Source organism: Salinibaculum rarum (assembly GCF_030505615.1).
Lineage (GTDB): Archaea > Halobacteriota > Halobacteria > Halobacteriales > Haloarculaceae > Salinibaculum > Salinibaculum rarum.
Window position 1 is genome coordinate 2598533 of sequence record NZ_CP129992.1, and the last position, 25721, is coordinate 2624253.

The following is a 25721-nucleotide window of genomic DNA, read 5'->3' on the forward strand; positions in this document are numbered from 1 at the left end:
CCGGGGGACAGCGCCGCCGCCGTCAGGAGTCCAGTCAGGCCCAGTCGTCGAGTCCGGTCTGGACGAGCGAGTCCTCGATGCGCTCGAATCCCCGCGCCACCTCGTCGGCGTCGACCTCCCACTCGTCGGTGACGAACGCGCGGGCGGCGTCGACATCGGGATTCAGGTCCGTATCGAAGTCCGGGTCGTCGACGACGGCGGGGTCGAGAAACAGTTGCCGGATGCGGTCGGCATTCTCGACGGTGTACCCCTCCGCATCGAAGACACTCCAGAGGTCGCCGTGTTCGGTGACCAGCGAGACGGCCGTCTTCGGGCCGACGCCAGAAATGCCCTCGTTGAAGTCCGTCCCACACAGGATTCCGACGTCGACCAGCTGTTCCCACGTCAGGTCGTGGCGGGTCAGCGTCGCATCGAAGTCCATCAGTTCGGGGTCACCCTTGCTGGTAAGCTGGCGCAACGTCCGTGGGGACCCAAAGAGGAGTGCGTCGTAGTCTTCGGTTCCCGCGTAGTCGACCTGTCCCTTTCGGGCCATGACTGCGGCCTGGGCCTCGCCCTCGGCGGGCGCATCCACGACAGGGACGTCGAGCAAGTCAAGCAAGTCCCGCGTCGTGTCGACGATGGTGTCGGTCAGCCGCTGGGTTCTCGATTCGAGACGTGCGACGGCGACAGCGTCACCCTCCTCTCGGGCGTCTTCGAGCTGGTCCTCGTACTTTTCGCGCTGTTCGCGGCGACTCTGTACCTCGTCGTCTTTCAGTTCCGTGACAGCGCCGTCGAAGACGAACACGGGCGTCAGGTCGTGCTCGAAGAACTTCGGTAGCCCCTGGACGACGCCGACGAGGTTCGCGACTTCGGTGCCGTCGCCGGTCGTGTACACGTCCTCGCTGGTCCACTTGACCGTCGTCGTCAGATACCGGTAGAGCCAGTTGTGCGCGTCGACAGCGACGACAGAACCCGAGAGTTCGTCGAACGGTATCTCCTCGAGTGCGGCAAGCGAGCGCAGGTCCGCGTTTCCCATTGCCCGCCTTTGGAGTGAGCGGGGCTTGAATCTCCCGACGTCGAGCGTGACGACTGTCTGATTCGCGACCACTGCCGCTCAGACCGGCGGGTCGACGGTCTCGGGTGGCTCGACTCGGGCCGCAAGAAACTGTTCTTCTGCGTCGGTGAGGTCGCGCTCGCGGTACCGGTCCAGGCCACGCTGGTAGCGCTCACGGCCGCCTTCAGTGGGCGGGCTGGCACAGACCAGTTCTGCGAGGCCGGTCGTCTCGCCGGTGAAAGCAAAGCCAGCCCGGTAGGCGGCCTCGTAGGCGAAGGGGTTGTTGACCGCAATCGAGACGCGGTCGTATCCGTTCGCTCGCGCCCGCTCGGTGAGAAAGCGGAGCAGTCGGGGGCCGATACCCTCGCCACGGCGGTCGGTTCTGACGGTGATGTATCGACAGCGGAGCGTGTCGGGGTCGGTCCGGTCGGCGTCGAACGCGACGGCTGCGAGCACGTTGTCGGCGAAGGGACCGTCCCCAGCGTCGGACTTGGTCACGTCGTCGGTCCGTACGACGGCTTTGCCCGTGGTCGACATGACGAACTTCCCGGCGTAGGAGAACTGCTCGTGGTCGAGACGGAGCGTCGGGCCGTCGTCGGGCCATCCGAGCAGTGTAAACTCCATACAGCGGTGTGGGCGGCCAGCCCAAAGTGTCCTGTGGGAGAGACGTTTTGGTGGTCCAGGCCCAGCGGTTGCATATGGCAGTGGGTGACGTCTCGACGTTCGACCGCTTTGCTCGCGTGTACGACCTCCTGATGCCAGCGGCACGGCGGTCGAAGCTCCAGGCCGGACTCGCCCTCGCAGAGCGGCCGGTCGAGCGCGTCGTCGACGTCGGTGGCGGACCCGGGCGCGCGGTCCGGGCAATCGACGCGGACTGTCGTGTGGTCGCCGACCCCGCACGCGGGATGCTCGCCCAGGCCCAGACACACGGTCTCGGGGCCGTCCAAGGAGACGGCTCTCGACTTCCGATTCGCAACTCGGTAGTCGACGCAGTCATCGTCTCGGATGCACTCCACCACATCGCCGACCAGCGAGGTGTCTTGGAGGAGGCCCGGCGGGTGTTGCGGCCCGGCGGTGTGCTCGTCGTCCGGGAGTTCGACCCGACGACACTGCGCGGGCGGGCGCTCGTCGCCGCAGAACGCGTCTGGGGTTTTGACTCGACGTTTTACAGCCCGGACGCACTCCGTGCGGACGTCGACGCCGTCGGGCTGGACGGGCAGGTCGTCGAACACGGGTTCGGGTACACCGTCGCCGGCGTCGCCCGGACGGAGAACGGGAACCCCAAGGCAGAGGAGTCCGAGTAGCCACGTATGAGCACGACCTCCTATCTCCGGTCGCAGGTCGAACCGACCTCACTGGCGGCCGGGCTCGCGGTGGGTGACGTTCTCGCGATTGCGGCGTTTATCGCGGCCGGGCGCCAGCAACACATCGGACAGCCAATCGGTGACCCGGTCGGCTTTCTGGACACGCTCGCGCCGTTTCTCATCGGCTGGGCCATCGCCGCGCTGGTCGGTGGGCTGTACACGCGCGAGGCGGTGCTGACGCCGCGCCGGGCAATCAGCTGGACGCTCCCGGCGTGGGTGCTGGCCGTCGTGGTCGGGGCCGGCCTGCGAGCGACGCCACTCTTTACCGGCAGTGCGGCACTGACCTTCGTCCTGGTGACGTTCGTCGTCGGCGGTACACTGTTGGTCGGCTGGCGGACACTCGCGGCAACGGTTACAGAAAACAGAACGCGGCCGTAGCCGGTCAGCGGTCACTCCAAGGACGGAACGATATCGAGCAAGTCGCAGGGAAGTGAGCGTGGCAGGGTCGTCTGGACACCCGCCACTCACCGGTGTTCGTCGGCTGTGATGACTGCTGTCGACTGAATCCACGCCTGGTGGTTCTCCCGGTCGTAGATGACAAACTCCTCGTCACTGATATTTAGCTCTGCGTACCGGTTGGTCTGGCCGTCGTCTGTGACTCGGTCGTCGGTTTCGTCGGTAGCGTTGGTGGTCATGGATGTCCAGGGTCGGCCCGGCGGGCCGTCGCTGTTTCTCCATGTCAACGTTACACATTGTCGTAAATAAATACTCCCCCGTAATTATCGTGTTTAAAAATAGACCAGGTAGACCGGTTCCGGTAATCTCTGTGCCGAATTCGCCGCCGGAGTGTCGGGTCACAGTGTTCAAAAGTCGAGCCCTGCTACCGAGTGGTATGTCACCCGACGTGGAGACACTGTTTCTGAGGAGCGACGAGTTGGCCGACCTCGCGACGCCGGCCGAATACGTCGATGCCGTCCGTGAAGGGTATCGACAGCGAGGCAATGGCGCACCCGCCGAGCCCCGAACCCGACTCGACAGCGCCGACCCGCCTGGCTTTCTGACCGGCTACTTCGCTATCCTCCCGGAGACGGGGGCGATGGGCGGATACAACTACGCAGCGGGATTCGGCGCTCGGGACGCTCACTTTTTCCTCCCGCTTTTCGACGCCGAGAGTGGCAAACCCCTCGCACTGCTGGATGGTGCGAGCATGAACCCCTCGAAGACGGGGGCAGCGGGTGCAGTCGGTATCGACGCACTCGCACGCGAGGACGCGACGGACCTCGCAGTCATCGGTAGCGGTTCGCAAGCGCGCGGCCAGTTGCTCGCGGCAGCGACGGTCCGTGACCTCGAGACGGTCTCTGTGTTCTCACCGACCGCCGAGAACCGGCGTGCCTTCGCCGACTCGATGGACGGCAGCCTCGATGCCGCTGTCACTGCCGTCGAGGACACCGAGACGGCACTCGACGGGGCAGACATCGTCATCACGGCGACGACAGCCAGCGAACCAGTGTTCGACGGCGACCTGCTCGAAGCGGGAACACACGTCACTGCGATGGGCCAGTACGACCGCAAGAAGCGGGAAGTCGACGCGACGACGATAGCCCGCGCGACGTACGTCCCGGACCTCCGGACACGCATAGACCAGGACGCCGGTGCCTACATCCAGGCACTCGCGGATGGCGCTATCGACGAGGGGCACGTCCACGCAGAACTGGGCGAGGTCGTCGCGGGCGTGGCAGAAGGACGCACCAGCGACGACGAAATTACGCTGTTCGACAGCGGCGGGACGGGTATCGAGACAGTCGCCGCAGCACATATGCTCTACGAGAAGGCACGCGAGAAGGGACTCGGGACGACGCTCCCGTTCTCACCAGCCAGCGACGCTATGCCCGGCCGTTAGAAGAAGCCCGCCAGACCGAGTGCCTCGAGGAGTGGAATCCCGCTCGCGAGGGCGCCGACCAGATACCCGGCGATAGAGCCGCCGTTGAGCAGGGGGAGACCCGCGTGGGCGCGCCCTTTCAACACCATCCACAGCAGGACGACGAGTCCGAGCAGCGTCCCGACCATCGCAGTCCCCGCCGGCAGTGGAATCGAGAGGCCAGGCAGCGACAGGGTCGGGACGTCGGTGACGAAAAAGGCCGCGCTGGCGACCAGAACGGTCGGAATCACCGCATCACCGAGCCCGATAAAGAGCGCGTCCCGGTCGCCGATTGCGTCCTCGCCGTCCTGGTCTGCGTCTGCGTCATCGGTTGCATGCTCGCCTGTCGCGGCCTCGGCGTCCTCGACCAACTCCCCGCTATCCATGTCTTCGCTCTCGGAGGATTCCTCATTCTCTTCGTCGTCGGAGACGCTGCCGGGCATATCCGCATCGAGAAACGAGTACGACAGGGAGAGCGGGATGACGAGCACGATGGGGACACGCATCTCCATGACGCCGGACGCGAGCGTGAGCATGTGTTCGGTGCCGTAGACGCTGATAGCGTCGTAGACTGCGAGCGCCGAGAGCAACACGAGCGCGGGCAGGATACCGAAATTGATGCCGAAGATTCCGGCTGCGCCGATACCCATCAGGATACCCGCGGCGTCGATGACGTACCACTCTGGGTAGGTCCAGAGCGCGATACCGAGGAGGGCGGCCATCCCAACCGCAACGATGGGGATGGCGGTGCCGCCGACAGAGACGACGACCGGCGGTAACACCACCTGGAAGACGTAGAAGGCGACGTAGGCTCCCGAGAAGACGACGAAACCTCTGAGGAGCACGTCGACGTCGAGTTTGATAGCCGCGAGCATCAAGGCAGTGGCGACGAGAATCGCACCGATGTAGACGACGCTGTTGGTCGGGTCGGAGGTGTCCTCGACGAACTGGTAGTTCTGTGCTTTGAACGGCTCGACGACGGCGAGTGCACCGAGCTGTACGACGAGAAAGAGACCCACGATTGCCCCACTGGCGAGAAACGCACGCCGGCGCTGGTCCATACTCGGCTACTCGACTGAGAGCCGTTTCAGGGTTTCGACAGCCACTCCACCTACGACCCGTCGCGAGCGTAGACTTTCGACCCGACCAGCGTAGCAACTCGGACGCTCTCGCCGGGCGAGACGGCGACGTAGGGCTGTTCGACGGGGCCAAACACGTCGACGACGCGACCCACGTCGGAAAGAGACTCGTCGACGACACGCGTTCCGACGCCAGGCACCGAATCGTCGGGACTCCGGACGACCGCGATTCCCTGTGCCGTCCGGACCACCTCGCCGAGGCGTTTCATCCGCGAATGACGTCGAGATAGGCCGCGACGGCCCCAAGGAGGTCGGTCTTGCTGGCGTCGTCGGCACCTTTCACGAGTACGCGCCCGCGTGGGTCGTACTCACGAGGATAGGTCTTCTCGCGCTCGATAACGGCGTCGTAGCCCACCTGCTGGACCGCCTGTGCAATCTCGTCGACGGTCGGCTCGCTGACTGCGAGTTCCGTCGATACCCGTCGCCCCTCGGCACGGGTACAGTCCGCATCGAGAAAGGCCGGCCAGATGACGTTCTCGACCATACCCTCACGTCGACGGGCGTGACACAAACGTCTTTCCAGTCGCGGCGTCGCCGGCGCTCAGCCCTCGGTCAACACGTCGACCGCCTCCGCGCCGACGTAGAGGTCACGCCGCCCGGTCTCCTTCTCGATGACGACCGCCCCGGCGGAGAAGTCGGGGTCGCCGTCGTCGTCGAAGAGTGCATCCGGCTTGCCACCGATGCGTGTCGCCGACCCGACCGACAGCATCGCCTCCCGCCGGGCGTCAGCGCGGCTCTCCGCGCCGGCGATGTCAGTCGTCTCGACTGTTTCGGGCCGGTCCTCGACCAGCCGTGCCACTTGTCGCCCAGTCTCGGTCGCCGCCGCGGAATCGAAGAGGAACTCCACTACGCGCATGGACAGCGTTGGGGCCGACAGCCCAAAGTTCCCCTCGGTTGGCGGGCCTTGATGAGCGGCGAGTGCCTATGTCGGGGTGTGTCTGACGACTCGCCTCCCGATACCGGCGGTATCGACAACACGCCGACGGTCACCTGTGCCCGGTGTGACCAGTCGTGGCGCCTCGACTACGAGCTGGATGACATGCAGGTTGGCAACCAGGCGGTCGAGCAGTTCGCCCTCGACCACTACCGCCACACCGGCCACTTCCCTGACGACGTGACGCCGTGGCTCGTCGACTGTCGCCACTGTCCCGACGGCGACCAGTTCCTCTCCGAACAGCCCGCCCGCCGCTGGGCAGAAACGCACGTCCGGCACACGCGCCATACGGTCGCCGTCGAGGCGCCGACATCTGCCGAGACAGAGTTACTCGCTCCGGACGGCGAGTAACCGAAACCGACGCCAGTAATGGTTCTGTCCCTCTTCTGGAAACTACCGAGACCGAAACGGACGAAAAGATGTGGCGGGTAGAAGATTACCCGAACATCTGGCGCATCATCTGTGTTTTGGGGACACACAGGGAACCCAACAGCGATGAATATCCAGGTCTACTCAGCAACAGAAGCTTCTGGAAATCCTTACTTCGCGGGTCGTCGTAAGTGTCGATAATGAGCCACGAGTGCGACGATTGCAGACAAGAGTTTGACACACTCTCACGACTCCGCCTGCACGATTGTCCCGGCAACCAGCCTGCCGAAGCGACAGAGACCTCCACGACTGAGACGACAGACGAACCTACAAGAACCTCGCTTGAAGATTCCGGCCTTGACCGAGAGAAACTCGAACGCGAGTACCCCGACGTAGTTGGAGACCTGCCTGAACTCTCTGACGACGCACGCGAAGGAGATTTGTCAGCCCTGTCTCGTGCGATTGCCGAATACGAACGAGTGCTGACGAAAGTCTCCCGCGGTGACGCACCAGGCGGCGACGACCTCCACAGTGACCTCTTGTTCGCCTATTATGAACCGCTCGCCGATGGACTTGCGGCCGCCACTGAGACGAATGGATGGGAGGTACTTGTTGAGTTTGCCGACGCCTATGATCCGCGCGGACAGGACGCGTTCCCCGAAGTTGGGCACGTCATCGCCAACGTACTCGGACGCTCGGTCATTCGGACCTGCCAAGACGACGGCGTCGACGCTATCCCGGCTGCCGCGCTGGCGTTTCTCGGCGCGATTCCCAAGTACGTTGACGAGCACCACGTCGCGTACGAAGAGTCGTACACCTACGGCTGGGGGATCGGTCACCCCGAGCATTCCGTCGCTGACCAGCTCCTTGCGCTCGCCGAAGACGAACCTAAGTTCGTGAAAATCACGCTGAACACCGCGTTCTACGTGGATCAGCACGCCGCCATCGACGTGTTCGAGACACTCGTCACCGATGAGGAGATCTCCGGCACGCGCAGTACACTCGGGCTGGAAACCGACCTCACGGAGTTCTACTTTCAAGCCGTGGCGGACCTCGAAACGGAGGCACTGCTCGGCCCGCACGCCCCGCCGTACTGGGACGAGGACGACGATCTCCCCCGCGTCATCGATGTTGATCCTGACGTGAAACAGCGGATCCGTGCCCTTGCCCACGAGACCGGTGTCGCCGACGGACTTCCCGCCGAATGGGCACTTCGAGACCTTGAGCCAGGGCCGATGTCAGAGATGCTGGACATGATGAGTGCGAACGACGACAATCCCTGACTATCCCGACGGCCCCACACGATTTTAGTCGTTGCTCGCGTCACTCGACCTATGTCGTTCAGTGTCTCGTGGCACACGCTTCTCGATGAACTCGATAATCTCCCCGAAGATGCCACGCTGCTCACGCCGCTGTCACACGACCGGTTTCACGTGACTGACGTTCAGGAGCAACGTGTCATCATCGCGTTTCTCGACCGCGACATTGACGAGACGCGGCCGCTCCAACGGGACCAGTTCGAAACGCTGTATCGCCGGGTCACCGACGAGCCGGGCGGCTTCGACCTCGACAGGCTCCCACCCGACGCAGACCCGTATCCGGCCGTGTTGAGCGTGCATCCACGGTTCGAAATCGACGAAGACCAGGGTGTGATCGTCGAGAAAGAGGCCCCGACGGCCAGCCAACTCCTCGACGCCGAGGACGAAGCCGAGACTACGGAGGACCGAACCGAGCCAGAGCTGGACGTGTATGCTGATGCGCTGTTACTCGTGGATGCGCTCGAACGTCACGAGGTCGAAGTCCTCGAAGACATGGAGACGGACGCGCTGGTCAACCTCTACACGCTGCTCTCGGACGTCCAGCGGAACGCGAACGACCTCCGCCAAGACGTGGCCGACGTGCTGTTAAACCGGCTTCACCACGACCGGCCGGTGAGTGGGCCGTTCGGCTCCGTCCAGCGCACCACGCGGCGCAACCGCTCACTCAAAGACGACGACGAAGTGCTGGGAACCCTCGAAGCGGCTGGCATCGACCGCGAGCGCGTGTTGGGCGTGGATCGTGACAAGGTAGACGACGCCTTGGACGTCACCGAACTGTCGGAGAGCGACGTGTACGAGATCGAGCAGTCCGAGTACGTCCGCAAAGCCGAGGTAGACGAAGAGCGCAAGGAGACCCGGCTTCAGGGGCTCAAAGATCGACTTGCTGCCGCTGAGGGTGACGAGGCCGAGGAACTCCGCGAGGAGATCGAAGACCTCGAAGATCGCATCGAGGAGTTGACCGAGTTCAAATCGGGTGCATCGTTTCACACCCACGCTGGGGGTGAGCAATGACCGAGCGAGACGAGGACCGGGACCAGCGCATCGAGATGGAGATCATCGTGGACGCCTATACTCAGGACGAGCAGGCGATGGGCTGGCACATCTATCTAGCGGAGACGATGGACTTCCCCTTCGACGCACGGTGTATCGAACAGCAGGAGATTTCACCGCTGGAGGAAGGCGAGACGGTTCGTGTCGTGGACAAACCCTCGTCGGAGCCGTCGCTCCGCCAGCAATTCGTCACCATCGAGTGGAACGGCCGCGAGTTCGGCGTCCCACTGAGCCAACTGGAGCCTGTCGAAGCCAGCGCTGACACTGAGCAAGCTGTTGCCGACTGGCACTACTGGCTCGAACGATAGACCCACCATCGTCCGTGAGAACGGACTCCACAAGCACGACGACGTACCGCTTTCGCGTCAAGTGTGACTACGGTCCAACCTCGCTGTGGCGAGACATCGTCGTCGGCGCGGATCGCACCCTCAACGAGGTCCAGATACACCATCACTAACCTGATACAACACGCACCCTTACCACGCCACCAGCACGCCCACGCACCCACCCACCCGCAACACAATCATCACTCCTCACTCACACACCAACAGGACTCCTCATACTCGAGTCCCTAAACGCCGGCCACTGCCAAGCTACCTGCTTACCGGATTGTCAGCACTCCCACCAGAGACCACCTTCTCTCCGCCTTCCTCTCCTCCCTTCCACGGGGGGCAGACTTCCGTGGGCTTCTGTCCCTCGAGGAGCGGGGAAACCCCCGGCGCGACCCTCCGGAAGCGCGCCCGGGTCCTCGCGCGCACCTCTCAACAACCCGACCAAAACAACTCGACCCTCAAAAGGGCAGGCCGCACGGTCTGCTCGCCTGAGCGTCCCACCAGCATCACACAGCCCCACCGCACACCCACCCCCACGCGCCCCCTCGCGGGGGCGCCCCACACAAGAGAGGTGTGCCCCCTCTCCGCTCACGACCCCCGCACCCGCCACCCGCAGGAAATGACACACACCGTATGCAACGCACGACCAACTCACCAAGGCCGACTGCCGCCAGAAATCCGCCCACCAAGCGCACCCCCTCCACAATGAGCCCCTCCAACGGGGCCAAACCTCGTACGTCACCCTCTTTCTTGGGACGATTCCCTCCGACGTACATGGGGGTTTTACCCCCTCTCACAACTTTAGATAGCTTTAGAGTTACTATTATACTCTCAAAATCCTCAGAATAGAGCCAACTGCCCGCGACGAACGCCAATTACCCACTTAAAACGTTTTAGAGGGTCCTTTTCCCTATTCTAAAGACGTTATTTTTTGTTGCTATCAATTGAGTGAATGCATAAGAAAGAAATTCGTGACAAAATAAAATAATGGGACTATAGTGAGACTATGGGTGTGGCGTTCAAACCCTCTACAACGAGAAATCTGGCAGTTCATACAAACTCGATAGTCCAAGATAATTATGAGTTTGGCGAAAACGCAGAATGGCGTCTCAGATGCTCTACTGCCCGGTACACCCTATGTAATATAGATGATTGCAAACTATAGTCTCACTATAGACCCTGAAACACCAGGTGGTTTAATGGGCTCAACACCGAGAATCTGAAATCTGGTATCTGCCAATAAACATATGATTAAGGGAAAATTCAGTTCCCCGCACTCGCAGGTTTTATTCGCTAAAATAATGGTATGAATGATCATACTTACCTATAGGCTCACTATAGGTGTAGGAGAAACAGGACATAGCAAGCCAGTACACCAAGATATAGTTGATGCAGTCTTTGCAAATATCACACATGTGGAAATGGTTACTGGTGTCCGTATATTTCGCATTATTTCTTATCAAATGAAAAGTGTAGTCCTATAGTGAGACTATAGAATGCCTGATTAATGGCAGACAAAGAGCTGATGGTGGCTATGAAAGAGTGTTCAAATAATGGAGAGTAAGTAAACAACCTCGGGCGCGGTGGCCCGAGGCTTTTGTAGTTTCCTCAGCTGTGCGCTAGCACTCCCTGTTCCGCAAGGGAACGGGATGAGGGTGGGCGGCTTACGCGCCCCGACCCGGACAGACGCACCAACCTAACTTGCGGCTGGGTTTTGTGAGTCCGGTAATTCGATTCGTCGCCGTCGAGTTTTACCTTCTCGCGCCACGCGATATTCACCGATGCGTTCCGGTCGGCGTGGTCTTGCGTCACTTTCTTGTAGGGTTGCGGGCTGATGCGGACTTGGACGCGGTTTGTGTCGTCGTCCACGGTGAGACGATACCCTTCCGTGTGCGCCATCACGAGTGGGTACGCACCAGTTTTGTCCGTACTTGGTGGTGTTGGCTTGCCTCCGTCAGGGTTGTCTTGGTTTTCCCACCAGTCTTTGAGTGACTGGTAGGAGTCCCACGTTTGGAGGGCCTTGCCAACGACTGCGCACTTGTTGTTCCGTAAGAAGTCGTCGCGGTCAACCTCCTGCTGTATCTCGGTGCGCGTGTATCCCTGCTGTTTGAGGCGGATGGTTTGGTTGAAGATCTCGCGTGACGCGAGGCGGGCGTCGTGAAGCCACGACCGTTCACCAGACGCGACGTGAAGGCGCGTCTGAATCGTTTTCGTGGCTTCTTCACCCATACCTTGACAATCGTTCCATACTATCATAAATGTAGGGATTCGGGATGGAGAAGTATCGCAGTCATGCACATTCGGTTAGTTCCTGCAAGTATCACTTCGTCTGGTGTCCCGAGTACCGCCACCCGGTTCTCAACGTGGTCGAAGACGATGTGCAGGAGTTGTTTGGTGAGACTGCTGACCACTTTGGGCACGAGATTCTGGCGTTGGAAATCGTGGACGACCACGTACACTTGTTTGTGCAGACAGATCCAAAGCACAGTCCAGCCGACCTCGCCCGGCAGTTCAAGTCGTACTCGGGAAAGCACTTGCTGGAGCGGTACCCTGAGATTCGGGAGTCGTATTTCTGGGGTGGTGGCTTCTGGAAGATCGGGTACTACGTGGGAACGACGGGTGCGGTATCGGAAGAGGTGGTTGAGCGGTATATCGAAGAGACGGAACACGCGCCGGAGTGACGCGCTTCACCCCCGCCTACGGTGGGGCGGGGAACTTGCGCTGCTTTTCGTTTAGATGCTCAACTGGAGCTTTGGCCAACGACTGCACTCGACTTCGTTCATTCTGCGGGGTCGCGCTCGGCAGCAATAATTGTTGCCGCGAAAATTCTATTTATTTGACTGCAACAAAAGGGGACAAAATGTGACTGGAAAGTCTACAGGCAGTGGACTGCGTCACGGAATCGATACCGCGTGCGAAGAGATAGGCACACAAATCGCAGATGATTTCCCGACAACGCCGTCTGAAGTACAATCACAGCTGAGTGACTTCCAATCCGGATCGATTGTGGAGTCCGATAACGTATCAGAACCGCTAGTTCGGAAAGCAATCAACGATTCGCCGCTCGGTAAGTATCTCAGCGAAACGTGCTTTGAAACAACCACAGACGACAAATGAGCGACAATACGAGTATCTCTGACGACGGAGAGACCGACTCACTCACTGCTGACGTCGAACAGCGCAAACTGAAGAGCGTAGAAGAGTATTTCAACTATCTCCGAGAGTCAAATCCCTACTACAGCTGGCTGGATCCAGAGATTCTCACTGTTGACCGGGGAGTCGTGCAACTCCGACAGCCAACTGACGAGCGGACACAGCCACCAGAAGTCGGGCCAGCGGACGGGATCAACGGCGGGATTCTCATGACCCTTGCCGACGCAGCAGGGATGGCAGCGATCATCACCGAGGCCCTCGAGCCGATCCCATTGGCCACCACGCAACTCAATATGTCATTCCACGACGGGGCCGACGAGCCTCACATCATCCAAGCGGAGGTCCTCGACTTCGGCTCGACGCTAGCAACCGCTCAAATTAAAGTGCTTCCTGAAAGTGACCTCAACGCTTCGGAGCCGCGTCTTTTCGCCTCAGGGGAAGCGACAGCACGACTGTTTCAGTGACCTTCGATTAAATACAGGAAGGCGGTGGTGCAGAAGCCTTCACACACCCTGAAATGCCCAATCTCGGTTTTTGAGTGGGACAAGCTTTCGCCCCGATATGAACGGTTATTGCCCTCCGAACATCGGTTCGGTTTATCCGAGCCCGATGAGCGAAATCCTCCAAGTTCGGCCTTGAGAACTATTCTCCACCACCGCCACTGCTGTGATTAAACCGACTTTCGTTGACGGTACAAGTTCAGTCGATCACATCGGGTTAGGGGAAGTGTCTGCTTTGGGAGGATGTGCAACAATGGCGGCGCCCCGCCGCGAGAGGCGCCGCCTCTGGAAGTGGCCGTTCACGGAGTTCTGTGAGATGGTGCTGCGGGCCGCCTAGACAGCGCTCGGTGTGCGCAGGGCTGTTCCAGCGAACCAGCCACTCGACGACGATCCACGACCAGTACGATCTGATTCACCGGCATCAGACGAGATTACGCGGCTGTCGATGTGATCGACTGAATTTCGGTGTCGTGCTCACGAGCGAGTTCGAATCGAGAATAATAATATCGAAGTCGGTCTCGGAGAGTTCAGAGTTGCCTTCCGAGACAACCTCGTACTGCTCCTGTTGTTGTACCCAGTCGGCAAGTACTCATTGTTATTTTCGAATATATCGCCGTCTACTCAACACGGCTGAATGGTGAGGTTCGGTCAATGCGTCTGACCGCTCTCTCAGCAGTTTCGAGGCGGAGCCCCCGGCCTCAAGGAGCGAGAGCTTCCGACCAGTCGGAAGCGCGAAGCGAGTAGGCCGGGGAGGAAGCCGACACATCCCGACACACATGACGGGACTGTTGCTGTCTGACTCCCGCATTATTAAGTACCGTCAGAATAACATCTGAAATATGGAGGTCAGGCGTACCGCGCCGGTCAAACTCGTCGTCCCCGACGAATACCACGACGACCTCCACAAAACCGCCGAGCAATTCCTCTATTGTGCAAATGAGGCGAGTGACTACTGTTGGGACAACACCGACTACGAAGACTGCGTCACCTCGAACGTGAAAGCCAGAGATGCGTTGTATGACCGACTCCGTGATGAAACAGACCTGACCGCGAATCTCGTCCAAGAAGCCATTCGGCGTGCCGTCCACGCCGTTGATAGTGGTGTTGACCGCTGGAAGAAGGGCAAGCGGACGAACAAACCAGAATTCACCTCTTGGAGTGTGGTCTACGACAAGCGGAGTGCGACGTTCTACCGCAACAAAATCTCGCTTTCGACGGTGAACGGACGCATCGAGTGTGACTTTGAGTTGCCAGTAGACAGTCCAACACCATACGAGGAGTACGTGCTTTCGGACGAGTACGAGTTTCGGACGAGTACACTTCAGTACGACCAAGCCACCGACGAGTTCTACTTCCACATCAAAACGCGAAAGGTAGACACAGACGGTGAGGCTGTTGAAATCGAGGTTTCGGACGATACCGGGAACCAGACAGTCCTCGGAATCGACCTCGGGGTGAACAGCCTTGCCGTGTCGTCAACAGGCACGTTCTGGAGTGGTGACGAGTACGACCACTGGATACAGGAGTTTGAAAAACGCCGAGCGGAGATGCAACAGCGTGGCACACAAGCCGCTCATAACGCCTTGCTTCGGCTTGGAAAGCGAGAGCGAGCATGGCGGAAACAGTACATCCATACGGTCGCCAACGAGATCGTTGACGAAGCGGTTGACCACGACTGCGACGTGATCGTGTTCGAGGACTTGACCGATATCCGTGAGCGACTGCCTCACGCTGACTGGCATCACATCTGGGCGTTCCGTCGTCTCGTCGAGTACGTCGAGTACAAAGCGCCAGAACGCGGTGTGGCGGTTGAACAGGTCGAACCCGACCACACCAGCCAGCGGTGTTCACACTCCGACTGCGGGTTCACTCACGAAGACAACCGCGACGGCGAGCAGTTCAAGTGCCTCAAATGCGGGTACGAAATCAATGCGGACTACAATGGCGCGAAAAACGTCGGCCTGCGGTATATGCGGAAGCGACAACACAGACTGCGTTCCTCGCCCACGTCGGGGAGCGCAGACGCACCAGTAGACGTGCGTATACATGGTGGGACGTTGAACGGCGACGGCTATCGGCCAATCGCCGAAAGCTGATCGCCGGGAGTCCACATCAAAGCCCCTCCCTCAAGGACCGAGGCGCGTCTGCGCCGAGGGAGTAGGGAGGGGTAGTTTACTCCTGTTGACTGGCGCTGCCGCCGTCGCTCACCGCTGCTGACTGGCTGCCAGTGGTTAACGACTGTGAACGATTACCGGTCGCTCCAACTTCGAATGCTGCTGCTTGATCGTTGAGTCTGTCTGCGAGCGTTGCCATCTCTTGAAGCGACGTTGCTGCCTCCGACAGGGACGCAGCCTGCTCTTCGGCCGCGGCAGACACGTTGCTTGCTTCACTGGCAGTCTGTTTGCTCACACTGGAAACTGCATCCACCATCGAGACAACCTCCTCCGTCGAAGCCGCCTGGTCATCGGTCGCGTCACTAATCTCTCGGATACCGCCCTCAGCCTCTCGGACTGCGTTCGCGATCTCATCGAACATCTCGACCGCATCCTCGATCGTTTCGGCTCCGGACTCTACGGTTTCCCGCATTCCGTCAATTTCATCGACCGTAGAATCGGTCGTGTTTTGAACGTCTTCGATTCGCTCCTCAATCGTGGTCGTCGCATCTGCGGCTTCCTCGGCAAGCCCTTTGATTTCGTCGGCGACCACACCGAACCCTTCTCCGGCTTCGCCTGCTCGTGCCGCCTCAATGGAGGCGTTTAGCGCGAGCATGTTCGTCTGTTCGGCGATTTCGGTAATCATCTCGACAACTTCACCGATTTCGTCCATCTTCGCATCGAGTTCTTGCACTTCTTTGGCCGCGTCGTTTGCCTGTGCTTTGATTGAATCAAGTTCGGTAGAGGCATCAGCCGCGGAATCGCGGCCCGCTTCGCCGCGATCAACGGCCGTCGAAGCGGTCGAAGCGACTTCTTCGGCCGAGGAGGCAATCTCTTCGATCGTTGCAGACATATCGTTCATTTCACCGGCGACTTCTTGGAGACTCTCGCTTTGGTTGTCCGCGCCGGCTGAGATCTCCTCGACGGACGTCGCAATCTCGCTGCTTGCCGTTTCGGTCTCTTCGATGCTCGCCGTGGTTTTCTCACTCGACTGAGCCACATCATCTGCAATCTCCTGGACCGATGCGATACTCGCGCTCAACTGGTCGATTCCGTCTTCGAGGTCGACGAGAACGTCTCCATAGGCACCCGGGAAGTCCGTCTCGATATCTTGCTCCAGATCTCCGGTCCGCAGGCCCTCGCTTGCCGTGGATATCTGGTCGAAACTGTCCGAGAGTTGCGCCGTGCCTGCTGAGAGGTCAGTGAGAACGGCTCCGTACGTCCCAGGGCGGTCCGTGTCTATGTCATAGTCGAGTTCCCCGTTCTGGAGGTCTTCGCTGATAGACTGTATCTCTTGGAAACTCGTCTGTAGCTCGACGGTTCCTGAATTCAGACTGTTCATGACATCCCCGTAGACACCGGGAAGATCCGTCTGAGTATCGTCGTCGAAGTCGCCACTCTCAAGGCCCTCGCTGACAGTCCTGAGTTGGTCGAACGACCCCTGTAGAACCGTCTGTAGCCTGTCAAACGACCCAGTCATCGACATGACTTCGTCGTTGACGTTCTCAGTCCCGTTCTGACCGGACCCTCCGGTGCTTACTTCCTGGAGCGCAGTTGCTCCGAACTCACCATTCGCAAGTGCGTCCGCCGCGTCGGCAAGCTCTTGAATCGGGTCCGAGAGGACTCGACGAGCGAAGCGGATACTGACGATGAATACGATAATATCAATCACCAGTAGACCAATCAGCAACTGCTTCATGAACCCGATTCTCGAGGATGAGACATCGGCAAACGCCCCCGTGAGGTCATCACTCGTTTTCAACAGCGAGTTACTATTGGACTTCACGAACTCAAGGGACTGCTGGAACTCTTCGGACTCGGGGTCAGCGTTGAGAATTGTCTCGATATGGGGGCGGTACTCGTTCCAGTCTTGTTTTTCAGCCTCAAGTTCGTCCTGGACTGCGTTGGGTGCTGGTTTCAGGGTGGCCCCGTTTGCAGTCCCTCCATTTTCGAGCGTCTCGAGGTTCGACTGATACTTTTCCATGGCGGCACGAAGGCCTTCGCGACTGTCTGCGGTGTTCCCGCCAGTTGCGACTTCGGCGGAATAGCGGGCCATTTGCTGGCTCAACATCCGCTGTTGGCCCGCCGTGTTGACAGAGTTACTCAGCGTATCAGTCTGGCCCATGAAATAATAGACTGCGCCGACGTTGACAGCAGCGATTACCAGCATAATCCCAAGAAGGATTCCAATCTTGGCTTGAATGCTAAGCTTGCTATTCAAATGTTTGAGGTTCATGTCTCAATAATCATCACGCAATTGAATAGAACCTCTCTGCGAACATGTTCGCCAGAATTATCAAGATATGTAATAGGAGCGACCACACGTATTGACCTCCTCCCCCGCAACGCGGGGGAATCCCGAGCGTTCGGATATTAGGGTCTGCGCGTCACCCGGCGGGCGCTCGCGGTTAGAATCCACGAGTCCGGCTGAAGTGGATGACGCTTGGCTGGGCCAACCAGCCGTTATCGCTATCCCCAAGTGGGGGAGTCACGCTTAGCGTTTCTTGCCTGATGTTGTCGGCTCCGTTCACGTCGTCATGCGCGACCACGCCGCACCGGTCGCACTTCCACAGCCCACGTTCAACACGACTGTCCTCATCCTCGTGCCCGCATACGCTACACGCGGATGATGTCCCGCGTTCATCCGGCATTTCCACCTCTATCCCACGCTCTCGGGCTTTGAACTCGATGAGGTTCATCACCCGTTTGTACGCCCAGTTGTCCAAGCGTTTGTTGCCGTGCCTACCCCAGTCGTCTTCGTGTACTCCGCTTGGGTCGCCTACAACGAGTGTTCCTACGTCATGCTCGACACACCGTCCGCTGAAAGAGGGCGAAACAGTTCGCGTCGTCGGGATGTCGTCAACGGAACCGACGCTCAGCCAGCAGTACGTGACCGTCGAGTGGATGAACCGCGAACTCGGCGTGCCACTGGAGCAACTGGAACCTGTCGATGGTAGTGACGACACAACGCAAGCCATCGAAGACTGGCACTACTGGCTCGAACGATAGAACCACCAGCGCGCACGACCAACACCTAGACACCGATGACCACCTCCCGCTCCTGCGTCAAATACGAGCACGACCCGGCGTCGCTGTGGCGAGACATCGTCGCCGGCGCGGATCGCACCCTCGACGGGTTCCAGCCACACCATCACTAACCTGATACAACACGCACCCCTACCACGCCACCAGTACGCCCACACACCACGCCACGAACCCACCATCCACACCACATCCACACCCGCCACCACACCAACGAGACTCCTCATACTCGACTCCCTATGCACGGACAACTGTCGCGCTACATGCTCACCGGATTGCCATCACTCGCACCTGGGCATCTCCCTCCCTCCGCCCTCCTCCTCCCCCTCCTTCTCCGGGGGGCAGAAGCCCACGGAAGTCTGCCCCCGCGGAGCGGGGGACCCCCGGCGCGACCCTCCGGAAGCGCGCCCGGGTCCTCGCGCACACCTCTCAACAACCCGACCAAAACAACTCGACCCTCCAAAGGGCAGGCCGCACGGCCTGCTCGCCTGAGCATCCCAGCAACATCACACAGCCCCACCGCACACCCACCCCCACGCGCCCCCCTCGCGGGGGCGCCACACGGAAGAGAGGTGTGCCCCCTCTCCGCTCACGACCCCCGCAACCACCGTCAGCTGTACATGACACACACCGTATGCAACGCACGACCAACTCACCAAGGCCGACTGCCGCCAGAAATCCGCCCACCAAGCGCACCCCCTCCACAATGAGCCCCTCCAACGGGGCCAAACCTCGTACGTCACCCTTTTGTTTAGGACGATTTCCCCCGACGTACATGGGGGTTTTACCCCCTCTCAAAACTTTAGATAGTTTTAGAGGCACTATTATACTCTCAAAATCCTCAGAATAGAACTGATTACCCGCAGGAACCATCAATAAAACCCTCAAAACAGTTTAGAGGGTCTCTACCACATCCTAAAGACGTTATTTTTTGTTGATGTCAATTGAGTGAATGCATAAGAAAGAAATTTGTGGCAAAATAAAATAATAGAACTATAGTGAGACTATGGGTGTAGCGTTCAAACCCTCTACAACGAGAAATCTGGCAGTTTATACAAACTCGATGTTCCAAGATGATTATGAGTTTGACGAAAACGTAGAATGGCGTCTCAGATGCTCTACTGCCCGGTACACCCTATGTAATATAGATGATTGCAAACTATAGTCTCACTATAGACCCTGGAATGCCAGGTGGTTCAATGGCTTTAACACCGAGAATCTGAAATCTGGCATCTCCCAATAAACATATGCTTATGGAGAAAATTCAGTTCCCCGCACTCGCGGGTTTTATTCGCTAAAATAATAGTATGAATAATCATACTTACCTATAGGCTCACTATAGGTATAGGAGAAACAGGACATAGAAAGCCAGTACACCAAGATATAGTTGGTGCAGTCTTCGCAAACATCGCACATGTGAAGATAGTTACTGGTGTCCGTATATTTCGTATGATTTCTTATCAAATGAAAAGTGCAGTTCTATAGTGAGACTATAGAATGCCTGATTAATGGCAGACAAAGAGCTGGTGGTGACTATGAAAGAGTGTTCAAATAATGGAGAGTAATTGGAGTGGTTTGCATGTTTGCGAAGACTCGTAATCACCTGGGTTTACCGTAGAAGAAAACCGGGTTGTTAGACTGTTTGCGGAGTGAATTCGCTGGGTTCGCGTTCAAGACACTGGGTGAATTAGTCCTCACCGGGATCGTATCTGGAAAGTTAAATTTCTGCCGTGAAATCGACAGGGTGGGGAGAAGCGACGGTTCTTGTAGCCGTGATTGGAATGGATCGAGGACTTTATTCAGCGTGGTTAGTAGCGTGATTGCTCAAAGACTGCGTATTAATTTATCTCTTAGAGAGAGATGAATGCGCTTTGAATAGAGCACTGAAGATACGCAGAACTCTGAACAGAGAATGTGCATATATCAGTTTAGATATGGTACTGGTGAGAAGTAGAAAGGGGTTGAGACGGGAGGGCAAGTAGTTTCTTTGGCGAGAAAACGGTTGTTGAATGAACTAGTTTTGACTCGGGAATCATTGCGGGCGCTACTCAGAATAAAGTACAGACGAGAGCTGGAATATTCTTGGTCACATTCTGAATGACGCTCTACTAACTAACAACATAGAGCTTTATTTTGGAGGGTGATTAATATTGAGGAAACACGAACGCTGAGAAAAATAATGCGACTCTTAGAGAAAAATTTTAAGAAGAGTGCGCAGTACATAACTGGTGATGTGGGGCGTAAGAAATGTCGTGAGACACGAGTTGACTACTTACGTTCAATGAGAAGAAGAGAGTTAAATTAACGAGTGGATGCTGTTTTATTCAGTGGAACGATCGTTGTCAGGGAGACGGTCGTAGACCGCTTCTTCGAATGGAAGACTACGGTAAATTGAGTCGCCGCAGTTCTCCAGTCCGATGCAGAACTGGGAGAAGTTGCGGTTATCATTGTGGCAACTCACTGGGAGAGGTTCGTCGGTAGTTCCCGGTGCGTTTTGCTGCGTCTCATAACGAATTTGATACCGGCTTGTCTGCTCATCGAACCATGGGTATTGCCGGAAATGTTCGACGATGTCATCGATGTCGAATGCGTAGACAAATTCGATCGGCGCCCATTCCTTCCGACGCCAAATGGACGTGTGATTCTAAGTCAAATTCGTCGTGATCTCTACAAGATGACTTGCCCCCGCGTCACCACGAACTCATGCCCCCACGACGAACCCATCGATGACTATGAGGCAGCCAATAACCGTATGGCGTACGAGTACGAGTCAGGCTTGGCTCTTTGCGTAGCCGGTAAACCTATTTTCGAAGCAGCACAAGATAATTCTGAGTCGCTCCAAGCAGATACAACTAAAAGAGTGATATATATGACCGAAGTTGGTAAAAGACCTAGCGCTGAAGCCGAATCTGTCCGAGAATCTGCTGCCAAAGACCCAACTGTCGAGTACTGGTCTTTAGATCCGAATGTTGAAGATATGGACTGCGGTGATCGCATACGAATCACCACGGACATCCCTAACAACGAGAGCATCGTTGGTCGCGTCACGTCGCACGGCAGCAAGCGCACCGTAATCAACGTCAATGACGGAGCAGACTATCTCCTCGATACCACGGGTGAATCACGAACACTGCGAGCATACAGTGGACCACCCCGGCTGGATGTCCCAGCACGAGTTATCAAGATCGCTAAATTATCTCCGTATGCAGCCGACTCGGTCGAAGACGATCACGCCGAAGTAACTGGTTCACAGCGTCAGTTAGACTCGTTTTGATTCCATTCCAAACTTCGCGGATTTAGATAGTGAGCCATAAACAGAGGAATGCAGCAATCATCGAATATCAAGAAGGAAAGAAGTCCCCCAAAGCCGTAGAAATATCTTGGAGAATTTACACCCGTTCGCACCATCGATTGCTTAGCAAGAGTGTGTCATCGAAACATCTTCACGAGATTTTTCATCGATATTCAGCTGAATCACCAGCTGAGTGTAGTGTGCAGACGGACCACTCAAAAATTCCAGATGGATATAATATTTGCACTGATATGCAAGATAGAATGCGCGTTTGTGGCGATCCAGTGGTATCCCTGACTCAAAGACAGTTCATGACCCACTGGTCGCGGTCCACGTCGCACTAGCCTCGACAGCATTCTCGAACGTGAGTTGCGCTACTTCTGGCGGAGAATCTTCTCCGCCCGCGGGGAGAAACTGAAATCTGAGTAGCTCTCCAGTCTTTCCAATTTGGGCTTTGAGAGTCACGATATCACCCTCATCAGCGGTGACGAACTCACGACGAACAACTGTTTCACCGCCAGCGACTTCGGTATCAAGTGAGGCATCATATTGATCCAATTTTGTGTTTACCGAGACTCTCGCAGGGCTATCACCCGTATTCTCGACGACCAGGGTGCCTCCCGGATACTCCGGGTTCTGATTACCGCCTGGAAGAATTCCCGAACAACCAGAGAGTGACACAGCACCAAAACAGCCCACAGTGGCGCGGAAATATTGTCTTCTCTGCATATCTAGACATCAAAATTGTTACGGAAGTGTCTTTTCATGAGCCAAGGATCCTCTGCTGACTTCATTCTCTATATTCAGCGGGCACTCTGTTGATGTGTCACTGATATGCCGCCTTTGAATTCGGGGGCGCAGCGTTCTTGTGGTGGATGACGGACGACTATCATCAGTCGAGTGAATGGGCACAGCAGCATCGACAATCCTTGACGACGCGGCACACCCACGAGGACGTACTCACGGACAGAGAGTTTGAACTCCTCCTGGAAGCGTGTAGTTCACTGCCGGAGCCGCGAGACTTGCAGGCACGGTTCGTGTGTCTGGCTGCTGGCCGACTCGGACTCCGGGCTGGCGAGATTGCGCACTTCCGTGCAGATTGGCTCGATTGGGATCGGATGCTGCTTCGCATTCCACAACACGAACCCTGCGAATGCGGCTATTGTCGTCGGCAAGCAACACAAGAGACGACTCACAATGAGGAACTTACACAGGAAGAAGCGATGGAAGCTCGCTGGCACCCGAAGACGGTTGCCTCCGCTCGGTCGATCCCCATTGATTTGTCGCTCCGGCTTGAGCTGTGTCTGGAGCGATTCACCGACCAGTATGACTCGTTCCCTCGATCCCGTACTACTGTCAATAGACGAGTGACAGCTGCCGCCGAGGCAGCAGATATTGATGGCCGGGTCTATCCGCATTGTCTCCGTGCGACCGCTGCCAGCTACCACGCCTACCAAGGGGTTGCGCCGGTACCACTTCAAGCGCTCATGGGTTGGAGCGACTTGGCAACAGCGCAGAAGTACATCCGCATCTCCGGGCGAGCCACGGCTGACGCTCTTCGGCAAGTCCACCATCGATGAAAGCGGTCTAATATCCGTCAACTCTCACAATCCGTGCTGAATTGAAGGCGCGTATTTTGTACGGTTTGACGTTCAGATTGGAGCTCAAGAACCGGTCCCTTAATGGACTCTTTCTACGGGACCGTCACGCTCTGTATCTTGCACGGCCCGCGTGACAGGTACTGGATAAATCACATTGCGGCGCGATATTTTGCAAGCCGTTCTCAGCAAGTCAGTATCCGGCCATGGTGGAAGTCAGTGCGGGTGCGCGTGACTTGAGGAGATGGGTGAGCACGGGACGTGGAATCAGGCGGGTCAGCGAGAACTCATCCTAGTCCTGTGTTTTTAAACATGATACATATGTCAGTGGCGTGTTTCTCGTTGTCAATCCGGTTTATTCTGGTTCGTGGTAACGATTAACTAACATTGGTTTATCGAACTGGTTGATGGCAAGTTCAGAAGATAATCCCTCAGAGCATCACAACGCAGAGATACTGTCAATCGACGCTGGCGGGACGATGACGGACACCTTCCTGATGGATTCGAACGGCGAATTCACTGTTGGGAAAGCAAAGACGACACCGGATGATGAATCGCGTGGGTTCATCAAGTCCTCCCAGGACGCCCTAGAAGATTGGGACCTGAGTGTTGAGGAAGGGTTCCCGAATCTCGTGTCGACGGTGTACTCTGGGACGGCGATGTTGAATCGTCTCGTCGAGCGTGAGAGCGAGGTTGACGTGGGAATTCTCATCACCGGCGGGATGGAGGATACACTCCGGATGGGACGTGGTCGGCAGTCCTACACCGGGTACTCCTATTCCGATCGGCTCCACGTCAACACGCACAAACACCCCGAACCGCTGATCCCGCGCAATCAGATCCGTGGCGTCCGAGAGCGCATTGACGTCAAGGGAAACAAACTGGTTCCGCTGTACGAGGACGACGTGCGGGAGAGTGTCAACGACCTACTTGACCAGGACGTTGACCACATCGTCGTCATGTATCTCCACTCGTACAAGAACGGCGATCACGAACACCGCACCCAGGAGATCGCCGAGGAAATCATCGACGAGCGGGGGATGGACACGACAGTGATGCTGTCCAGTGAGTACTACCCGACGTTGAAAGAATCTGAGCGGCTGAACACGGTTACTGCGGAAGCGTTTGCCGCAGAGCCCTCGCGTGACCAGCTGACGAACATCCAGGAATCCGTTGATGAACAGGGCGGGAACGTCGGTGTTCGCGTCATGGCGAGCCACGGCGGTACTATCGACATCCACGCCAACGAACTGGCCCGGACGCTCATTTCCGGCCCCATCGGCGGGATGATTGGTGCCAACTATTTCGGCGAGAAACTCGATTACGAGAATCTGGTCTGTACTGACATCGGCGGGACCAGCTTCGATATGGGCATCATCATCGGTAACGACTGGCAAATAGACTACAGCCCGGAGATGGCTCGCCTTCTCCTGTCCCTGCCGATGGTCAACATGGAGAGTGTTGGCGCGGGAACGGGCAGTTACGTCCGGGTGAATCCCACGTTCGACAAGATCGAACTCGGCCCCGAAAGCGCCGGCGACCAGGTCGGCGTTAGTGCGGTGGAAACCGACGTGGAGACTGTGACTGTCACTGACTGTCACGTCGCAATGGGGTGGATCAATCCTGAGAACTTCCTGGGTGGGGATATGCCCATTGACCGCGAGGTGGCCGAAGAGGAGATAAAGAAGCAAATAGCGGACCCGCTCGATATGGGCGTCTATGAGGCCGCGCAGGGCGTCATCGACATTCTGGAAAGTAAACTCCGAAACGATCTCGAAGCAGTCGTGACTGGCGAAGGGTACGCCCCATCGAACTTCAAGTGCCTTTCCTACGGTGGTGGCGGCCCGGTCCACACGGCGGGTTACACGAAAGATCTTGGCTTCGACGAGGTTCTCATCCCAGAATGGGCGGCTGGGTTCTCGGCGTTTGGCTGTGGCGCTGCCGATTACGAGTATCGCTACGACCAGACAACGAGTATCGACATCGATCCCGATCTCTCGATGGAGGAGGCTGCAAAGACAGCCGGGGAAGAACTGACGGAGGTTTGGAAGAACCTCGAGCAGAAGGTCGAAGACGAGTTCGAGAACAGCAATATCGGCCGGAGCGAGATCGAGTTCCAGTACAACATCCTCGGCCAGTATCAGGGCCAGCTCAACAGCATCGACATCGAGTCGCCGGTCAGCCGTGTCGACACGCCGGAGAAGCTCGAACGGTTGCTGGACACCTTCGAAGCAGAGTACCGACGCACGTACTCCGAGGAGGCCCGCTCCCCGGAACTCGGACACACCGTTACGCAGGCCTCGGTTCGGGGCGTCCGAGACGTCGTCAAGCCGGAGATTCCGACCGAAGAGACTCAGGGCCCGGAACCGCCCGAGGAGGCCTTCAAGGAGACCCGAGAGGCATATTGGGATGGTGAGTGGATGGAGACTGAGATTTACGATCTCCATGCGCTCCAGCCAGGGAACAGGCTCAGTGGCCCAGCTGTGATGGAGGGTGCAGCGACGACGTACGCGCTCCCGCCGGACTGTGAAACCTACCTCGATGAGCACCGTGTCCACCACCTGACCAGAACTGAATAAGAGCGG

General features: G+C 57.8%; 25 protein-coding genes and 1 pseudogene. 14 read left to right on the top strand and 12 right to left on the bottom strand.

Translation table 11 applies throughout. The annotated features are described in order from the left end of the window. Positions 1-34: 34 nt before the first annotated feature. Positions 35-1015, bottom strand: a complete 981-nt coding sequence (gene fen, locus QYL91_RS13505; protein ID WP_302081017.1) for a flap endonuclease-1 — start codon at positions 1013-1015, stop codon at positions 35-37. Positions 1016-1093: 78 nt separating this feature from the next. After that, the gene (locus QYL91_RS13510; RefSeq protein WP_302081018.1) at positions 1094-1657 is read right to left on the bottom strand and encodes a GNAT family N-acetyltransferase; all 564 of its coding nucleotides are present in this window, start codon (positions 1655-1657) and stop codon (positions 1094-1096) included. A 74-nt stretch (positions 1658-1731) separates the two neighbouring features. On the opposite strand from QYL91_RS13510, the gene QYL91_RS13515 reads away from it, so the two are divergent. Together QYL91_RS13515 and QYL91_RS13520 are read left to right on the top strand one after the other, a co-directional pair. Then, positions 1732-2337 (top strand): class I SAM-dependent methyltransferase, encoded by a 606-nt coding sequence (locus QYL91_RS13515; protein WP_302081019.1) that lies wholly within the window; start codon positions 1732-1734, stop codon positions 2335-2337. Positions 2338-2343: 6 nt separating this feature from the next. Continuing rightward, the gene (locus tag QYL91_RS13520) at positions 2344-2775 is read left to right on the top strand and encodes a DUF3054 domain-containing protein (protein ID WP_302081020.1); all 432 of its coding nucleotides are present in this window, start codon (positions 2344-2346) and stop codon (positions 2773-2775) included. Positions 2776-2861: 86 nt separating this feature from the next. Here the strand turns inward: QYL91_RS13520 and QYL91_RS13525 are convergent, their stop codons facing one another. Next, a complete protein-coding gene (locus QYL91_RS13525) occupies positions 2862-3032 on the bottom strand; it encodes a DUF7331 family protein (protein WP_302081021.1) in 171 nt (56 codons plus the stop codon). A gap of 197 nt (positions 3033-3229) precedes the next feature. Here QYL91_RS13525 and QYL91_RS13530 point away from each other — a divergent pair, with 197 nt between their 5' ends. Then, the gene (locus QYL91_RS13530) at positions 3230-4237 is read left to right on the top strand and encodes an ornithine cyclodeaminase family protein (protein ID WP_302081022.1); all 1008 of its coding nucleotides are present in this window, start codon (positions 3230-3232) and stop codon (positions 4235-4237) included. Here the strand turns inward: QYL91_RS13530 and QYL91_RS13535 are convergent. Genes QYL91_RS13535 through QYL91_RS13550 form a run of 4 tightly spaced genes read right to left on the bottom strand, consistent with a single transcriptional unit; the run spans position 4234 to position 6250 of the window. Beyond that, on the bottom strand, positions 4234-5316 hold the full coding sequence (locus tag QYL91_RS13535; protein ID WP_302081023.1) for a presenilin family intramembrane aspartyl protease PSH: 1083 nt from the start codon (positions 5314-5316) through the stop codon (positions 4234-4236). The two genes, QYL91_RS13530 and QYL91_RS13535, sit on opposite strands and share 4 nt — an antisense overlap. Positions 5317-5366: 50 nt before the next feature. After that, on the bottom strand, positions 5367-5603 hold the full coding sequence (locus QYL91_RS13540; protein WP_302081024.1) for an H/ACA ribonucleoprotein complex subunit GAR1: 237 nt from the start codon (positions 5601-5603) through the stop codon (positions 5367-5369). Then, the gene (gene srp19, locus QYL91_RS13545) at positions 5600-5878 is read right to left on the bottom strand and encodes a signal recognition particle subunit SRP19 (RefSeq protein ID WP_302081025.1); all 279 of its coding nucleotides are present in this window, start codon (positions 5876-5878) and stop codon (positions 5600-5602) included. Before srp19 ends, QYL91_RS13540 begins: the two co-directional genes overlap by 4 nt. 57 nt (positions 5879-5935) lie before the next feature. After that, positions 5936-6250 (bottom strand): hypothetical protein, encoded by a 315-nt coding sequence (locus QYL91_RS13550; RefSeq protein ID WP_302081026.1) that lies wholly within the window; start codon positions 6248-6250, stop codon positions 5936-5938. A 78-nt stretch (positions 6251-6328) separates the two neighbouring features. Between QYL91_RS13550 and QYL91_RS13555 the strand changes: the two genes are divergently transcribed. The 4 genes from QYL91_RS13555 (at position 6329) to QYL91_RS13570 (ending at position 9374) form a co-directional block, all read left to right on the top strand. Beyond that, positions 6329-6679 carry a DUF8062 family protein gene (locus QYL91_RS13555; protein WP_302081027.1) on the top strand — a complete coding sequence of 117 codons (351 nt, stop codon included), beginning with the start codon at positions 6329-6331 and terminating at the stop codon, positions 6677-6679. A gap of 218 nt (positions 6680-6897) precedes the next feature. Further along, positions 6898-7980 carry a DUF8137 family protein gene (locus QYL91_RS13560; protein ID WP_302081028.1) on the top strand — a complete coding sequence of 361 codons (1083 nt, stop codon included), beginning with the start codon at positions 6898-6900 and terminating at the stop codon, positions 7978-7980. 51 nt (positions 7981-8031) lie between these two features. Next, positions 8032-9027: a DUF7983 family protein gene (locus QYL91_RS13565; RefSeq protein WP_302081029.1), complete on the top strand. Its 996-nt coding sequence runs from the start codon at positions 8032-8034 to the stop codon at positions 9025-9027. Further along, on the top strand, positions 9024-9374 hold the full coding sequence (locus QYL91_RS13570) for a calcium-binding protein (protein WP_302081030.1): 351 nt from the start codon (positions 9024-9026) through the stop codon (positions 9372-9374). The genes QYL91_RS13565 and QYL91_RS13570 overlap by 4 nt, the downstream gene beginning before the upstream one ends. 1632 nt (positions 9375-11006) lie before the next feature. Here the strand turns inward: QYL91_RS13570 and QYL91_RS13575 are convergent. After that, entirely contained in the window at positions 11007-11627 is a 621-nt protein-coding gene (locus QYL91_RS13575) for a hypothetical protein (protein ID WP_302081031.1), read from the bottom strand. 44 nt (positions 11628-11671) lie between these two features. On the opposite strand from QYL91_RS13575, the gene tnpA reads away from it, so the two are divergent. The 3 genes from tnpA (at position 11672) to QYL91_RS13590 (ending at position 15147) form a co-directional block, all read left to right on the top strand. Beyond that, positions 11672-12079 carry an IS200/IS605 family transposase gene (gene tnpA / locus QYL91_RS13580; RefSeq protein ID WP_302081032.1) on the top strand — a complete coding sequence of 136 codons (408 nt, stop codon included), beginning with the start codon at positions 11672-11674 and terminating at the stop codon, positions 12077-12079. A 432-nt stretch (positions 12080-12511) separates the two neighbouring features. Next, complete coding sequence (locus QYL91_RS13585; RefSeq protein ID WP_302081033.1) at positions 12512-13015, top strand: PaaI family thioesterase; 504 nt, start codon at positions 12512-12514, stop codon at positions 13013-13015. Between the two features lie 875 nt (positions 13016-13890). Beyond that, positions 13891-15147: an RNA-guided endonuclease InsQ/TnpB family protein gene (locus QYL91_RS13590; protein ID WP_302081034.1), complete on the top strand. Its 1257-nt coding sequence runs from the start codon at positions 13891-13893 to the stop codon at positions 15145-15147. 76 nt (positions 15148-15223) lie between these two features. Here the strand turns inward: QYL91_RS13590 and QYL91_RS13595 are convergent, their stop codons facing one another. Further along, complete coding sequence (locus QYL91_RS13595; protein WP_302081035.1) at positions 15224-17374, bottom strand: methyl-accepting chemotaxis protein; 2151 nt, start codon at positions 17372-17374, stop codon at positions 15224-15226. Between the two features lie 238 nt (positions 17375-17612). Further along, complete coding sequence (locus tag QYL91_RS13600) at positions 17613-18110, bottom strand: zinc ribbon domain-containing protein (RefSeq protein WP_302082874.1); 498 nt, start codon at positions 18108-18110, stop codon at positions 17613-17615. Here QYL91_RS13600 and QYL91_RS13605 point away from each other — a divergent pair. Next, a pseudogene (locus QYL91_RS13605) lies at positions 18019-18213 on the top strand (calcium-binding protein); the annotation flags it as partial. The gene QYL91_RS13600 and the pseudogene QYL91_RS13605 sit on opposite strands and share 92 nt — an antisense overlap. 2353 nt (positions 18214-20566) lie before the next feature. Here the strand turns inward: QYL91_RS13605 and QYL91_RS18320 are convergent. Further along, entirely contained in the window at positions 20567-20878 is a 312-nt protein-coding gene (locus tag QYL91_RS18320; RefSeq protein WP_465269219.1) for a hypothetical protein, read from the bottom strand. On the opposite strand from QYL91_RS18320, the gene QYL91_RS13610 reads away from it, so the two are divergent. Further along, entirely contained in the window at positions 20807-21520 is a 714-nt protein-coding gene (locus tag QYL91_RS13610; protein ID WP_302081037.1) for a hypothetical protein, read from the top strand. The genes QYL91_RS18320 and QYL91_RS13610 overlap by 72 nt on opposite strands. A 327-nt stretch (positions 21521-21847) precedes the next feature. Here the strand turns inward: QYL91_RS13610 and QYL91_RS13615 are convergent, their stop codons facing one another. Then, on the bottom strand, positions 21848-22267 hold the full coding sequence (locus QYL91_RS13615; RefSeq protein WP_302081038.1) for a hypothetical protein: 420 nt from the start codon (positions 22265-22267) through the stop codon (positions 21848-21850). A 200-nt stretch (positions 22268-22467) separates the two neighbouring features. Here QYL91_RS13615 and QYL91_RS13620 point away from each other — a divergent pair, with 200 nt between their 5' ends. Beyond that, positions 22468-23118 carry a tyrosine-type recombinase/integrase gene (locus QYL91_RS13620; protein WP_302081039.1) on the top strand — a complete coding sequence of 217 codons (651 nt, stop codon included), beginning with the start codon at positions 22468-22470 and terminating at the stop codon, positions 23116-23118. Between the two features lie 425 nt (positions 23119-23543). Further along, positions 23544-25715 (top strand): hydantoinase/oxoprolinase family protein, encoded by a 2172-nt coding sequence (locus tag QYL91_RS13625; RefSeq protein WP_302081040.1) that lies wholly within the window; start codon positions 23544-23546, stop codon positions 25713-25715. The last annotated feature ends 6 nt before the right edge of the window (positions 25716-25721 follow it).